This is a genomic window from Trinickia sp. Z7, from assembly GCF_056498045.1.
Genome location: NZ_JAUEQW010000001.1, coordinates 36093 through 49826 on the forward strand (window position 1 = coordinate 36093; position 13734 = coordinate 49826).

The following is a 13734-nucleotide window of genomic DNA, read 5'->3' on the forward strand; positions in this document are numbered from 1 at the left end:
CTGATCGCGATGTTCGTTTTCATTGGAGCGGCCCGCTTGTCGCGCATCAACCGACTCGTCGGATTAGCCGGTCGGCCAACCGTGTCTTGGCCTTACATCCTGGACCTTGACGTACGGCTCGCCCTCGAGCCGCTGCCGAACGTGAAAATACACTCATCGGCCGGACGAGCGCCTGGAACGCGCCCGCAACGCGTTGATTTCATCGAGCAGATCGAGCGCGAGCGCAATGCCGGGGGCGTTGATCTCGAGATCCTGTGCGAGCCGGCGAGCGGTTCGCACGCGGCGCAATGCGGCGCCGCTGAAGCGCCATTCTCGCGGCGTGTTGCCTTGCGGCTCGACTGCGCCTTCTGCGATCCATAACGTCAGTTGTTCTTCCGACGCGCCGCTTGCCCGGCACAATTGAACGAGCGTGAGCTCGACGTCTTCCTCGACAATCTCCCCTTCCATGAAGACCGTCACTGATTCTTTCATGATCGAGCACCCGTAAAATGCGCGCGCGGATCGAAATGGAACGCCTGCCGCATCGCGTCGTAGGCCGTCCGTGCGCTATCGCTGTCGGCCGGCGGCAGCACGATCGTCAGGATCACATATAGGTCGCCCGGCGTCTTCCCCGGAATCCCCTTGCCCTTGAGCCGCAGCCGCCGACCGCCGGCCGATCCAGGCGGCACGGTCAGCTCGACCGCGCCATTGGGAGTAGGAATGGTTACCTGGGCACCCAGTGCAACCTCCCATGGGGCCACCGGTACATCAAGCGAAACATCGCGTCCGTCGACACGAAAAAGCGGATCCTCCCGGAAAGCGATTTCCAGGTACAGGTCACCGGCTGGTCCGTGTCCCAGTCCGGCGCCGCCCTGGCCGGCAAGACGCAGGTGCTGCCCGTCCCGCACGCCCTTCGGAATGCTGACGTTCAGCGTACGCGGTTGCAGGATGACATGACCATGTGCATCGAGCGCCGGCATTTGCAGTGAAATGGAGCGCTGCGCACCGTGATAGGCGTCCGCCAGATCGATCACGATTTTGGCGTGATGGTCCTGCCCGTGGATCGAGCGTTGCGTCCCACGATAGGCCTCTTCCAAATCGTCCGCTGTCGGGGCGCCACTGTCGGGTGCCGCGCCGTGCCTTTGCGTTTGCCGGGCGTGCCGCCCTGTGTGCGCACCGCCGAACATCGCTTCAAAAAATTCGCTGAAATCGGGACTTGCGCTGCGCTCGTTGCCTGCGCCGCTGAATTCGAAGCCTTCATCCCAATCGGGCGGCGGCTGAAAATCCTGGCCGTTCTGCCACTGGCGGCCCAAACGGTCATAGGCGGCGCGTTTCTCCGTGTCCTTGAGGACCTGGTAGGCCTCGCCCAATTCCTTGAAGCGGTCCTCGCCATCCGCCTGCTGGCTGACATCGGGATGATATTTGCGCGCGAGCTTGCGATACGCGCGCCGGACCTCATCCTGCGTCGCGGTGCGTGGCAGTCCGAGCACCTCGTAGTAATCCCTGTATTTCATGCGAGAGTCCGCCTCGATCCGAGTGGTGCGGCCAGTGCGGATTGCATCGGCCTATTGCCGTTCCTGTTGCGTTTCCCCCAGATCACGGGCCTGCGGCCACCGCGACGGGAACTACCTGCAGTTCGTTGAGGTCGGGGAGGGCGGCACTGTCGCGCATTCAACTGCTCGTTTCATGGTGCTCCTGTCCATCACACTATAGAGCATGTTGTGAGACGATTTAATTCAGTTGAATTGCCGAAGGCCAAGATGTACAAGAGAAGAGTCTAGAGGCCGCCGATAAATAACTGCCGGCAGGCTGAGGATCCGAACCCAAGGAGCACCGCATGGAACTCGAACATTTGGAATTCGAAGTCGAGAAGACTACCGGGGACGTCGACGCACAGACGCTTGCTCAGGCCATCGGCGCGGTCGACCCTGACGCGAAGGTCGCTGTCGATTTTGGTGCCAGAACCGTAAAGGTCGACTCGTGGATGATGGCCGAAGAATTCCTGGTTGCGTTCGAGGATGCGGGCTACAAGGCGAAGATCAGCAAGGGGTGATCCATAGTCGTCACCATCGTACTAGCCAGCCCGGATGAGTTGCGGGGAATCGCCGGCGAACGATGCAAACACCATGATACAGATCTGGAAATGACTGCACGTGGGCACATCCTTGAATTGGCAGCCCGCAAAGGCGAATCGTGACGCCTCCATTCTTTACCATTGGCCATTCGAACCGAACCCTTTCGGAATTTTTCGGGTTATTGAGCGACGCCGACATAGGCGCGCTCATGGACATTAGAAAGATCCCCAAGTCGAGATCGAACCCGCAGTTCAACGAGGAGACGTTCCCTGACGTCCTGGCAGCATTCAAGATTTCGTATGAACATGTGGCAGCACTCGGCGGCCTTCGCGGAAGAGACCGATCGTTGCCTCGTGATGTCAACGGATTCTGGACGAATGAGAGTTTTCACAATTACGCCGATTACGCACTTTCAGACACTTTTCGCGCCGGCCTTGATCACCTCATTAAAGTAGGGCGTGAGCGACGCTGCGTGATCATGTGTTCGGAAGCCGTATGGTGGCGTTGCCATCGACGCATCGTGGCCGACTACCTGATTGCATCGGGGAAAACCGTCGTCCATATCATGGGACGCGGGCGCCAAGAGACAGCGCAGCTTACTTCCGGCGCGGTGATTCGATTCGGCGGAACGGTCGTCTATCCGGAAGCGCATCCATAGGAAATCATGGGGGCAGGCACGGTTTGCGTTTTGTCGTCATCCGTGTAACGAGGGTCGAGATCGTTCCCGCCACGCCGGCGGCCTCATAGCGCAGCACCAGCCGTTCAGCCGCTCGCAACGGCTGGAATGCTCATGGTGATCAGTCCTGAACGCGTCACGGCGATCTCCGGCAGGTCGAAACCTCGCCAGAATGCGCTCAAACAGCTCGGCACTACGACATTTGAACTTTGCCCAGATACGACATTAGAACTTTGCTCCTACAACTGAAACGGTGATAATTCATGTTATGTCAAATTGCATTTAGCCACGCAACGTCGCTGGCTGTGAACGGCCAAGGTACTGCTTACGGGATTCCCTCGACCGGCGGCAAGCTAGCAGGCCTAGCACTTTCAGCCCCGAGCGTCGTTCAGGCTTGCCAACCCCCACGTCGAGTTCGGTCCGCGCTGGACTCGCGATGCCCGAGCCGAAACACAGAGGTTGAAAGCGCTTTCATGCCGAGCATGGCGAGTCGCAGCTCACACCGACACGGTTCTAAGACGCAACGCATTGCCGATCACCGACAACGAACTCAGCGTCATGGCGGCCACCGCGATCATCGGCGATAGTAATAAGCCGAACGGCGGAAACAACACGCCCGCGGCAATCGGAATGCCGAGCACGTTATAGGCGAACGCCCAAACAAGGTTTTCGTGCATGTTGCGCATCGTGGCCACGCTTAAACGCCGCGCACGCACAATGCCGTGCAAGTCGCCTTTCACCAGCGTGACGCCGGCGCTCTCCATTGCGACGTCGGTACCCGTGCCCATCGCAATGCCCACTTGCGCTTGCGCAAGCGCAGGTGCGTCGTTGATGCCATCGCCCGCCATCGCGACGAAACGGCCCTCCGACTGAAGGCGCTTTACGATCTGCGCTTTCTGATCCGGCAACACGCCCGCGACGACCTCATCGATGCCAAGGCGGCCCGCTACAGCCCGCGCCGTCGTCTCGTTGTCGCCAGTCAGCATCACGATGCGCATGCCTGCATCATGCAGTGCCTCGATCGCTGCCGGCGCCGTTTCCTTGATCGGATCGGCAACCGCGATCAGTCCCGCCAGCGCCTCGTCGACTACGACGAACATCACCGTCTTGCCTTCGGCGCGCAGTTTTTCTGTCCATGGCTTGCTGGCGGCGACACTAAGCCCGAGCGCATCCATCTGCGCCTCGTTACCAAGCACGACCCGCTGCGCCCCGACACTTCCCTTCACGCCCTTGCCCGGAGTCGCTTCGAATTGCTCCGCGTCGAACAACGTGACTCCCCTCGCCTCTGCCGCCTTGACAATAGCCGCCGCTAGGGGATGCTCGCTGCCGCGTTCGAGCGATGCCGCCAATTGCAGGATGTGCGCTTGGTCGTGCGCGCTGAAAGAGACGATATCCTGTACGCACGGATGCCCTTCGGTCAGCGTGCCGGTCTTATCGGTGACGAGCGTATCCACTTTGCGCAGCGTCTCGATCGCCTCGGCATTTCTGAACAGCACGCCGAACGTCGCGCCTTTGCCCGAGGCGACCATAATCGACATGGGGGTAGCGAGTCCCAGCGCGCACGGACAAGCGATGATCAACACGCCGATCGCGTTGAGAATCGCATAAGCGAATGCCGGCGCCGGGCCAAAGCGATACCAGACGAGAAACGTTACGACCGCGGCCAGGATCACCGCGGGAACGAACCAAGCCGAAACGGCATCGGCAAGCCGCTGGATCGGCGCCCGGCTGCGGCTCGCGTCGCTCACCATGCGGACGATCTGTGCAAGCAGCGTACTGCTGCCCACTTTGCGCGCCTCCATGATCAACGACCCGGTTCCGTTGACCGTCGCACCGATCACGGATTGCCCCGCAGCTTTCTCGACTGGAATCGGCTCGCCAGTGATCATCGATTCGTCGATGGACGAGTGGCCCTCGGCGACGACGCCGTCGACCGGCACCTTCTCGCCCGGGCGGACTCGCAGCCGGTCGCCCGGCTGGACATCGGCGAGCGGCACATCCACTTCCGAGCCGTCCGCTTCTACGCGACGCGCGGTCTTGGGCGCGAGGGCTAGCAGCGTTCGAATCGCGGCATTGGTCGAACTGCGCGCACGCAACTCGAGCACCTGCCCGAGCAAAACGAGCACCGTGATCACCGCGGCAACCTCGAAATACACAGGGGGCAAGCCGCGATCGCCAAGGAACGCAGGGGGAAAGATGCTAGGGGCAAGCACGGCGACGACGCTGTATGCGTACGCGATCCCGATCCCAAGGCCCGTGAGTGTGAACATGTTAAGGCTGCGCACAACGAGCGAGTTCCACAGGCGCAGGAACACCGGCCAACCGCCCCAAAGCACAGCCGGGGTGCTCAAGACCAACTGGACCCAGGCCGAAGTCGCGGGCGAGGCATAGCTACTCATGCCAAGCACGACTACAGGCACGCTGAAGGCGCCGCTTATGAGGCAGCGCCGGGTCATGTCGGACAGTTCCTCGTCGTCTTGCGCGGCGCCCTCGCCGACTTCGCGCAGTTCGAGCGCCATGCCGCATTTCGGGCAAGCACCTGGCGTCGGGCTCTCCACCTCAGGGTGCATCGGACACGTGTAAATCGCCCCTTTCGCGCGCGCACCCATGGATGCTCTCCTTAACTTGGACCAATTGCCACCCGAGCGCACGCGGTGTGCGCTCGGGCCGATGCCCCTGATCGAAGCGATGCAGACGATATTTGCCCGAGATTTGCCCGAGGCCCGCGTGTCAGTCGCCCGGGTGATTACCGCGGAATCTCATAGCGGCGATACATGCCCGCTTCATAATGGCCCGGCACATAGCAAGCGAAAAGAATGGAGCGAGTGCGCAATCGATCGAATCGCCAGATGAGCGTCTTGGTTTGTCTCGGCTTCAGGCTCACGACATTCGCATCGTCATGTTCCATACCGGCCATCGCCGACATCGGTTGCGCCATCTCTCGCTGATGTTCGAGGCGGAACGCGGAATCCCCAATCGAAAACTCGTGCGGCGCCCGCCCGACGTTCTCGACCACGAACTTCACCACATCGCCACGCTGGATATTCGTCGAGTCGAAGATGAGCCGCATTTGATCGGAAGCCTGGACATGGATGATTTTGGTCACATCCGCCTCAGTCGCCGGCCGGCCAAACGCGAAGGTTTGGTCCATGTCCATCTGCGGCATCCGCGCCCACGCGGCAACGCTCGGCATTAGGCCGGCTAGGCCGGCGCCTATAACGGCATAGAAAAACGCCCTAATCTTCATTTCCCTCTTTTCCTCGTAGTCGATATCGAGAAGCCGTTCGCGGCCAAGCCGATCGAAACGTATCAAGTTGCGAACGAGCCCTGCCGAACGATGCATTTGGTGCGGCAGGGGGCTGTTCAAAGCACCACGGCCGCAGCGGACGGTGGATCCCTGCCGGGTTCGAGCGCAGGATAGTGGCGCCTAAGGTGTTGCGCGACCGCTCGAATACCCGACAAGGCGCCCTCCCGATATGCGCGGCGGCCGAACGCCGCCTCCATCGTCCGGCAAATGGCCTGCCATTCGTCAGTCCCGACCTTCGCATGCACGCCGCGATCGGCGACGATTTCCACCGCGCGGTCGGCCAATAGCACGTAGATCAGCACGCCGTTGTTGTGTTCGGTGTCCCACAGCCGCAGTTGCGAGAACACTTCGATCGCACGCTCGCGCGCGCACTGGCCTCGAAACAGCATGCCGGCGTGCAGCGCCCCCTCTACGGCAAAGCACACCTCTCCTATATGTTCGGCGTTGCAGGCAGCAATCGCGGTTTCGATCTCGAGCAAGGTAGCATGGCCGAACGCCCGCCCGAGCTCCCAGCGCGTGGTACACAAATGCCGAATAGCGCGTGAGGCGTTCATCGTCACCATCTACCCGAGGCGCCGCCGCCTCCAAAAGTCCCACCGCCGCCGCCAAACCCGCCGCGCCCTGCTCCGCCGGAACCGCCGCGCCGTCCGGCGCCGTAGCCCCCGACGTAACCACCCATGCCCGCCCCGACCAGTGTGAAGATAAACACGATCGCGCCGGCGGCCACGACGGCCAGTATCCCGGCGGCCGTCAACCAAGCAATCAGCGCCGCGCCGCCCCCGGCGATCAACGCACCGGGCAAGCGCCCGAACGCGGCTCGCAGCACGCGGCCGAACACGACCGCGAGCATCAGAAGCAGCGGCGCGAGCCGCCAGACACCCGCCGCCCCCTTCTGCTCGCTCGCGTTAGGCGGCGGCAAGGCCTCGCCGTCCGCCACGCGGATCATCTGGTCCACGCCCGCTGCGATACCGCCGTAGAAATCGCCCTGCTGAAACCGCGGCACGATGATCTCGCGAATGATGCGGCTGCTCACGGCGTCGTTGAGCGCGCCTTCTAGGCCATAACCCACTTCGATGCGTAACGCGCGGTCGTCCTTGGCGACGATGAGCAACGCTCCGTCGTCGACGGCCTTGCGCCCCAGCTTCCACGCTTGGACGACGCGCAGCGAATATTGCTCGATGGCCTCCGGCTGTGTCGTGGGCACGATCAGCACGGCGATTTGCGTGCCTTTGCGTTGTTCGAACGCTTGCAGCACCTGTTCCAACGCACTCTTCTGTTCGGCGGTGAGCGTGCCGGTTTCGTCGGTGACGCGCGCCGTCAACGCCGGGACGGCAACGAGCGCATGCGCCGCGAACACGCCAAAAAGCACCGTGAACGCGATCAACGCCATCAACAGGTGCCGTAGCGCTTTCACGTTCTCCCTCATCTTCAGTTCGATGGCGCCGAAGGCGCCTGGGCCCCCGGCGTCGTGCCGAACTCGACACGCGGCGGCTTGGCGATCTCCGTTTCGTTGGCGACCGAGAAGCTCGGCTTCTCTTTGAACCCGAATGCCCGCGCAGTGAGATTGGAGGGGAACGAGCGAACGGTCGTGTTGTAGGCCTGGACGGCCTGGATGTAGCGATTGCGCGCGACGGCGATCCGGTTTTCGGTGCCTTCGAGCTGGGCTTGCAAGTCCCGGAAGTTGGCGTCCGATTTCAGTTGCGGATAGTTCTCGGAGACAATGAGCAGCCGCGACAGCGACGAAGTCAACTGGCCTTGCGCGGCCTGAAATCGAGAGAACGCTTGCGGATTGTCGAGCACGTCGGCGGTGACCTGCACCGAGCCCGCGCGGGCGCGCGCCTCGGTCACTTGCGTGAGCACCTCGCGCTCTTGCTGCGCGTAGCCCTTCACCGTGCTCACGAGGTTCGGCACCAAATCGGCGCGCCGCTGGTACTGATTGACGACCTCTGCCCAACTCGCTTTCACTTGTTCGTCTTCGGTTTGCAGCGTGTTGTAGCCGCATCCCGCCAACAGCAGCGGCACGAGCATCGTTAGGGCAAGCCATATTCGTCGCATCCGGACTCTCCCCTATCGCGTCGACGTCATCGGTCGGCTGTCGCACCCGCGCTGGCCGCAAGATCGAGGTTACTGCGCAAGCCGTGCATCGCCTTTGACGCACCTCAACGAATCGATCTGTCACGGCGGCGTATCGGTGGGGGGGCTCGCCGGGTTCGGGATCCGCGGAGCGGGCACATACTGCACGCAATGCCGAACGAAAAAGGATTCATGCTGCACGCTCTACAAGCGAGCCCGTCCGCGATATGCTGCGAGATAGCTCGAAAGCATCACGCATCGAACGTGCCGACAGGTCGATAGCCGTCATCCGTCCACGAACCACTTCCTCGATCGAGTATGGGTCATCGCGATTCGCCCACGTTGCCGGCTCCTTCCGGCTTGGACCGCTGGCTGCCGCTATGGCCGCTATTGCGCAACTATCAGCGCAAGTGGCTTCTGAAGGACCTGTTCGCGGGGCTCGCGCTTTCAGCGATTCTCGTTCCGGTGGGATTGAGCTATGCCGAAGCGGCTCGCTTGCCGATCATGGTCGGGCTCTACGCGACGGTCGGCGCGCTGGTCGGCTATGCACTCTTCGGCCCGAGCCGCATTCTCGTATTGGGCCCCGACTCCGCGCTAGCCGCGCTGATCGGCGCCACAGTCGCTCCGTTGGCGCACGGCGACGCGGCGCAAACGATCGCGCTCGCATCCACGCTCGCAGTGATGGCCGGAGCCATCTGTGTGATGTTTGGGCTTGCGAAGCTCGGCTTCGTCACCGATCTGCTGTCTCAGCCCATTCGCTACGGCTATTTGAACGGCATCGCCTTGACGCTCATCGCGAGCGAGCTGCCCCGGCTGCTCGGGCTTCCGAACTCCGGCGACACGGCCATCGATAGTCTCTCGCGCATGGCGCGCGGCCTCGCCGCCCACAACATCAACTTCGTGTCGAGCGCCATCGGGCTCGCCTGCATGGCCGCGGTGTTGTCGCTGCGCCGATACGCGCCGCGTGTGCCCGGCGTCTTGATCGCGCTCGTCGGCGCCGGGGTCGCCGGCTGGTGGCTGCACAGTCGACAGATCGCAGTAGGCCCCGCGGTCGAGCCCTTGACGTTAGGATGGATCGCGCCGCATTTGCCCCATCTGTCGCTCGATGGTTTCCGAAGCGTCGCGAGCGGCGCCATCGCGATCGCGCTGATTTCGTTCGCCGATACCAGCATATTGGCGCGCGTTTTCGCGCGCACGCCTGACGAACAAACCGATCGAAACCAAGAGCTCGTCGCGCTCGGCGCCGCGAATTTGTTCTCCGGGTTCCTAAGCGGCTGCCCGGTGAGCAGCAGCGCCTCGCGCACGCCCGTTGCGCAAGCGGCCGGCGCCCAGACGCAAGTCGCGAACCTCATGGCCGCGGCGACGACCGGCCTGCTCTTGTTCGTTGCACCATCGCTGACCACTCACCTGCCCGATGCCGCGCTCGCCGCCGTCGTGATTTGTGCGGCGCTCGCGATCGTGGAGATCCGTCATGTCGCACGGTTGTATCGCATGCATCGCAGCGAGTTCGCGGTCTCGCTGCTGTGCGTCGCCGGCGTCGTGGTGCTGGGCGTGCTCCCCGGTATCTTCGTCGCGGTCGGACTCGCGCTGGCGTCGTTCGTCTGGCGTGCGTGGCATCCCTATGACGCGGTGCTGGGCCGAGTGCCGGGTAGGCGCGGTTATCACGACATCAGCCGGCACCCGGAAGCCCAGCGCTTCGACGGCTTGCTGCTGTATCGCTGGGATGCGCCGCTCTTTTTCGCCAATGCCGAAATCTTCGCCGATCATCTGCGCCGCGCCATGGCTCGAGCGCCTGCGCCCGTGACATCGATCATCATTGCCGCCGAACCGGTGACGGACATCGATGTCACCGCAGCCGACATGCTCGCCAATCTGCACGACGAATTGCGAGCGGCCGGCGTTCGGCTGCACTTCGCCGAGATGAAGGGGCCGGTCAAAGACCGCTTGCGCCGCTACGGCCTGTTCGAATCGTTCGGCGGCGAGAGCTGCTTCTTCGCCACCGTGGGCGAGGCAGTCGACGGTTTTCTCCAACGGCGAGGCCGGCCTATTTCGCACCCCGGCAAGAGCCGCGCCGCGCACTACCGGCCGCGCCGTGGAAGGCGCCGGCCGCCCTCCCAAGCGCACTGACTTCACCCGCCCAGATAAGTCGCCATCGTCTTGATATCGGTCAATTAGGCACGCGCTGCAAAATGCCAATATCGATCGAACGATGCGACATTCGAGGAGATCGTCTGTGAGCGATAACATGCAAGCGGCGGCGAGCGAGCCGCTCCTCCCCTCGCTGGATGCGCAAGCGAGCGTGGCGCAAAAGCTTCGGCATGCAGTCCAATGCGCCGTCCTGGCGCCATCGAGCCACAACTCCCAGCCGTGGCGCTTCATCGTCGCGGACGACGCCATCACGTTATGTGCGGATCGCATGCGCGCTCTGCCAGTCGTCGATCCGTTCGACCGCGAATTGATCATCAGCTGCGGCGCCGCCTTGTTCAACTTACGCACCGCCTTGAATCACCATGGGCTGAGCTATCGGATCTCGTTGTTCCCGTCCGAAGTCGACCCCGATGTGCTCGCTCACGTAGAGGTCCACCCAGCCGGGTTCAAGGACGACAGCCTTGGCCCGCTTTTCAACGCAATTGCTCAGCGCGCGACCATCCGCAAGCCGTTTTCACGCACGCCCGTCTCGGACGCCCTCAAGCACGGCCTGATCGACGCGGGTCAAGCGGAGGGGGCGCGAGTCGTCTGCATCGAAGATGCAGACGGGCGGGCGCGCATTGCCGAGCTAATCGCGCAAGCCGACGCACAGCAATTCGCCGACCCGCGGTTTCGGCGCGAGCTGGCGGCCTGGATTCACCCCAAGCGCAGCGTCGACGGCATGCCGACCGAAGCGGCCGGCGTTGCCGCCCTGCTCGATCTTGCCGTGCCGATCGTCGCTTCGGCTATTCGCACTTTCGATGTCGGCGGCGGCATGGCCGCCATGCATACCGAACTGCTCGAAGGGTCGCCGCTGTTGCTCGTGATCTCCACGGATCGAGACGATCGCGAGGCCTGGCTCGCCGCCGGCCAAGCGTTGGAGCGCGTCTTGCTTTGCGCGGTCAACAACGGATTGAGTGCGTCCTATCTGAATCAACCGATCGAGATCGAAGCGTTGCGAGCGCGCCTGCGCGCAGAGACCGGCATCGAAGCGGCCCCCCAAGTGTTGTTGCGCATCGGGCATGGCCCGCAGGCAGTCGAACGTTCGCCGCGGCGAGCGTTGAGCGATGTGATTTGGTGATGGCCGCCAAGCCGATCGCCGCCTCCCAACCCCGAGGCAATGGACCCATGAGAGCGCATCCGGGCGACGAAACCGAGGCAGACGCGCGCGAGCGCGTGAAGCGGCTCGTCGCGAGCCCCAGTTACAGGCAAGCCGATGAGGACAGGGATTTTCTGCTGCGCCCCGAAATGTGCGGCGTGCGTTTGCAGCTGGACTTTTGGAAGACGGAAGAGATCCTGCTGCTGCACGGGATCAAGCACACGGTGGTGGTCTACGGCAGCACGCGAATCGTCGAGCCGCACGCCGCGCGCGAGCGGTTGCGCGAGGCCGACCGCCTGCTCGCAGGCGATCCGTGCAACCGCGATTACGCTCACGAGGTCGATATCGCGAAGCGGTTGCTCGACAAGAGCCGATACTACGATGTCGCCCGCGAGCTCGGCTACCTCGTAGGCACGTGGCGCGCGACGAATATGCTGCCGCGGCTGGCCATCGTGACGGGCGGGGGCCCCGGCATCATGGAAGCGGCCAATCGCGGCGCTTTCGAATCGGGTGCGCCTAGCATCGGCTTGAACATCTCGCTGCCGCGCGAACAACAGCCCAATCCGTACATCAGCCCCGACCTGTGCTTCAGGCTGCATTACTTCGCGATTCGCAAGATGCATTTGCTAGAACGTGCCAAGGCGGCCGTCTTCTTTCCGGGCGGCTATGGCACTTGCGATGAATTGTTCGAAGTATTGACCTTGCTGCAGACGCGCAAAATCGCGTTGCTCCCTGTCGTGCTCGTCGGCAAACAATATTGGCAGCGCGCCATCGATCTCGATTTTCTCGTCGACGAGGGAATGATTGCGCCGGACGATGCGAAGTTGATCACGTTCGCCGAATCGGCTGACGAAATCTGGGACGCGATTTCCCGTTGGTACGATCGGGAACGATCCCTACATGGCGATCATGCGACGGAGCCCCGCACGAGCGCGGGAGATCTACTATGAAACTCACCTTCCTTGGCGCAACCGAAACCGTCACCGGGTCGAAATACTTGCTCGAAGGCGCTGGCATTCGCGTGTTGATCGATTGCGGCTTGTTCGAAGGCACGAAGAACCTGCGCCTGCGCAATTGGGCGCCGTTGCCCGTGCCCGTCGATACGCTCGATGCGGTCATCTTGACGCACGCGCACATCGATCATTCGGGCTACTTACCGGTGCTCGCGCGCATGGGATATCGCGGCCCGGTCTATGCGACTTCGGGCACCGCCGATCTGTGCGGGATCATGCTGCGCGATAGCGCCAAGCTGCAAGAGGAAGAAGCCGAATTCGCGAATCGGCACGGCTACTCGAAGCACCACCCCGCTTTGCCGCTTTACACGCTGGACGATGCCGAGCGTGTGCTTCAGCAACTCGTGCCGTGCGATTTCAACGAACCGGTGAAGCTCGCGGAGCGTGCATCGTTTCGTCTACTGCCCGCGGGGCATATCCTGGGCGCCGCGAGCGCGGTCTTGTACATGAACGAGAAGTTGATCGTCTTCTCCGGCGACCTCGGCCGCTACGCCGATCCGATCATGCGCGAGCCGATGCCCCCGATGCATGCCGACTACTTGGTCGTCGAATCGACTTACGGCGATCGCCTGCACCCCGCGAGCGACCCGTTGGCCGAGTTGGAGGCGATCTTCACGCGTACGTTCAAGCACGGCGGCGTAGTCGTCATTCCCTCGTTCGCGGTGGGCCGCACACAAGAGATTCTCCATTACATAGCCGTGTTAAAAGAAACGGGCCGTATGGCGAACGTTCCCGTATTTCTCGACAGCCCGATGGCGATTGCCGTGACCGACCTTTACCGGCGTCATCTTCGCGAACATCGGTTGACGATGAGTCAGGCCGCCGCTATCGGCAAGGCCGCTACGATGGTCGGCACGGTCGATCAATCGAAGGAAGTGTCGGCGCGGCGCGGACCGATGGTCGTGATCGCCGGTAGCGGCATGGTGACCGGCGGGCGCGTCTTGCACCATCTCAAAGCGTTCGCGCCGGATGCGCGCAATACGATCGCGTTGGTGGGTTACCAGGCCGCGGGCACGCGCGGGGCAGCGCTCGAAGCGCACGCGCCTGCCATCAAGATTCACGGCGAATACGTGCCGGTGCGCGCGAAGATCGAATCGATTTCGTCGCTATCCGCTCACGCCGACTACGACGAAATTCTGCGGTGGCTATCGTCGATGTCGATGCAGCCTACGCGAACATTCGTGACACATGGCGAACCGGCCGCGGCCGACGCCTTGCGGCGACGCATCGAAGAGACACTCCATTGGCGCTGCGAGGTGCCGACCTATCTCCAAACGGTGGATCTCGCCGAGGCGCCGCTGCAGGCGCAGGCGCATTCCTGACGT

The 13734-nt window shown here is 62.8% G+C and carries 13 protein-coding genes; 6 read left to right on the top strand and 7 right to left on the bottom strand.

Annotation, left to right across the window (positions count from 1 at the left end; genetic code table 11):
* Positions 1-153: 153 nt before the first annotated feature.
* Entirely contained in the window at positions 154-471 is a 318-nt protein-coding gene (locus tag QQS38_RS00140; protein ID WP_479643358.1) for a chaperone modulator CbpM, read from the bottom strand.
* Positions 468-1493, bottom strand: a complete 1026-nt coding sequence (locus tag QQS38_RS00145; RefSeq protein ID WP_479643359.1) for a DnaJ C-terminal domain-containing protein — start codon at positions 1491-1493, stop codon at positions 468-470. Before QQS38_RS00145 ends, QQS38_RS00140 begins: the two co-directional genes overlap by 4 nt.
* Before the next feature lie 323 nt (positions 1494-1816).
* Here QQS38_RS00145 and QQS38_RS00150 point away from each other — a divergent pair, with 323 nt between their 5' ends.
* On the top strand, positions 1817-2032 hold the full coding sequence (locus QQS38_RS00150) for a copper chaperone (protein ID WP_479643360.1): 216 nt from the start codon (positions 1817-1819) through the stop codon (positions 2030-2032).
* A 140-nt stretch (positions 2033-2172) separates the two neighbouring features.
* A complete protein-coding gene (locus QQS38_RS00155; protein ID WP_479643361.1) occupies positions 2173-2712 on the top strand; it encodes a DUF488 domain-containing protein in 540 nt (179 codons plus the stop codon).
* Between the two features lie 515 nt (positions 2713-3227).
* Here QQS38_RS00155 and QQS38_RS00160 read toward each other — a convergent pair.
* The 5 genes from QQS38_RS00160 to QQS38_RS00180 all read right to left on the bottom strand — a co-directional run bounded on the left by QQS38_RS00160 (position 3228) and on the right by QQS38_RS00180 (position 8092).
* Positions 3228-5381 carry a copper-transporting P-type ATPase gene (locus QQS38_RS00160; protein WP_479643362.1) on the bottom strand — a complete coding sequence of 718 codons (2154 nt, stop codon included), beginning with the start codon at positions 5379-5381 and terminating at the stop codon, positions 3228-3230.
* A 95-nt stretch (positions 5382-5476) separates the two neighbouring features.
* Positions 5477-5836, bottom strand: a complete 360-nt coding sequence (locus QQS38_RS00165; RefSeq protein ID WP_479643363.1) for a cupredoxin domain-containing protein — start codon at positions 5834-5836, stop codon at positions 5477-5479.
* 257 nt (positions 5837-6093) lie between these two features.
* Complete coding sequence (locus QQS38_RS00170) at positions 6094-6591, bottom strand: TPM domain-containing protein (protein ID WP_479643364.1); 498 nt, start codon at positions 6589-6591, stop codon at positions 6094-6096.
* A 2-nt stretch (positions 6592-6593) separates the two neighbouring features.
* Positions 6594-7463 (bottom strand): TPM domain-containing protein, encoded by an 870-nt coding sequence (locus QQS38_RS00175; RefSeq protein ID WP_479643365.1) that lies wholly within the window; start codon positions 7461-7463, stop codon positions 6594-6596.
* A 2-nt stretch (positions 7464-7465) separates the two neighbouring features.
* Positions 7466-8092, bottom strand: coding sequence for a LemA family protein (locus QQS38_RS00180; protein WP_479643366.1), 627 nt, complete (start codon positions 8090-8092; stop codon positions 7466-7468).
* 336 nt (positions 8093-8428) lie between these two features.
* Here QQS38_RS00180 and QQS38_RS00185 point away from each other — a divergent pair, with 336 nt between their 5' ends.
* The 4 genes from QQS38_RS00185 (at position 8429) to QQS38_RS00200 (ending at position 13731) form a co-directional block, all read left to right on the top strand.
* Positions 8429-10237, top strand: coding sequence for a SulP family inorganic anion transporter (locus tag QQS38_RS00185; protein WP_479643367.1), 1809 nt, complete (start codon positions 8429-8431; stop codon positions 10235-10237).
* A 118-nt stretch (positions 10238-10355) separates the two neighbouring features.
* A complete protein-coding gene (locus QQS38_RS00190; RefSeq protein WP_479644061.1) occupies positions 10356-11378 on the top strand; it encodes an Acg family FMN-binding oxidoreductase in 1023 nt (340 codons plus the stop codon).
* 47 nt (positions 11379-11425) lie between these two features.
* Positions 11426-12346, top strand: a complete 921-nt coding sequence (locus QQS38_RS00195; RefSeq protein ID WP_479643368.1) for an LOG family protein — start codon at positions 11426-11428, stop codon at positions 12344-12346.
* Entirely contained in the window at positions 12343-13731 is a 1389-nt protein-coding gene (locus QQS38_RS00200; protein ID WP_479643369.1) for an MBL fold metallo-hydrolase RNA specificity domain-containing protein, read from the top strand. The genes QQS38_RS00195 and QQS38_RS00200 overlap by 4 nt, the downstream gene beginning before the upstream one ends.
* Positions 13732-13734 lie beyond the last annotated feature (3 nt).

What these genes read in the sequence shown, in the direction of transcription:
- QQS38_RS00150 (WP_479643360.1), top strand. Translation starts at nt 1,817, where the DNA reads ATGGAACTCGAACATTTGGAATTCGAAGTCGAGAAGACTACCGGGGAC.
- QQS38_RS00175 (WP_479643365.1), bottom strand. Translation starts at nt 7,463, where the DNA reads ATGAGGGAGAACGTGAAAGCGCTACGGCACCTGTTGATGGCGTTGATC.
- QQS38_RS00140 (WP_479643358.1), bottom strand. Translation starts at nt 471, where the DNA reads ATGAAAGAATCAGTGACGGTCTTCATGGAAGGGGAGATTGTCGAGGAA.
- QQS38_RS00170 (WP_479643364.1), bottom strand. Translation starts at nt 6,591, where the DNA reads ATGAACGCCTCACGCGCTATTCGGCATTTGTGTACCACGCGCTGGGAG.
- QQS38_RS00200 (WP_479643369.1), top strand. Translation starts at nt 12,343, where the DNA reads ATGAAACTCACCTTCCTTGGCGCAACCGAAACCGTCACCGGGTCGAAA.
- QQS38_RS00185 (WP_479643367.1), top strand. Translation starts at nt 8,429, where the DNA reads ATGGGTCATCGCGATTCGCCCACGTTGCCGGCTCCTTCCGGCTTGGAC.
- QQS38_RS00180 (WP_479643366.1), bottom strand. Translation starts at nt 8,092, where the DNA reads ATGCGACGAATATGGCTTGCCCTAACGATGCTCGTGCCGCTGCTGTTG.
- QQS38_RS00190 (WP_479644061.1), top strand. Translation starts at nt 10,356, where the DNA reads ATGCAAGCGGCGGCGAGCGAGCCGCTCCTCCCCTCGCTGGATGCGCAA.
- QQS38_RS00195 (WP_479643368.1), top strand. Translation starts at nt 11,426, where the DNA reads ATGAGAGCGCATCCGGGCGACGAAACCGAGGCAGACGCGCGCGAGCGC.
- QQS38_RS00145 (WP_479643359.1), bottom strand. Translation starts at nt 1,493, where the DNA reads ATGAAATACAGGGATTACTACGAGGTGCTCGGACTGCCACGCACCGCG.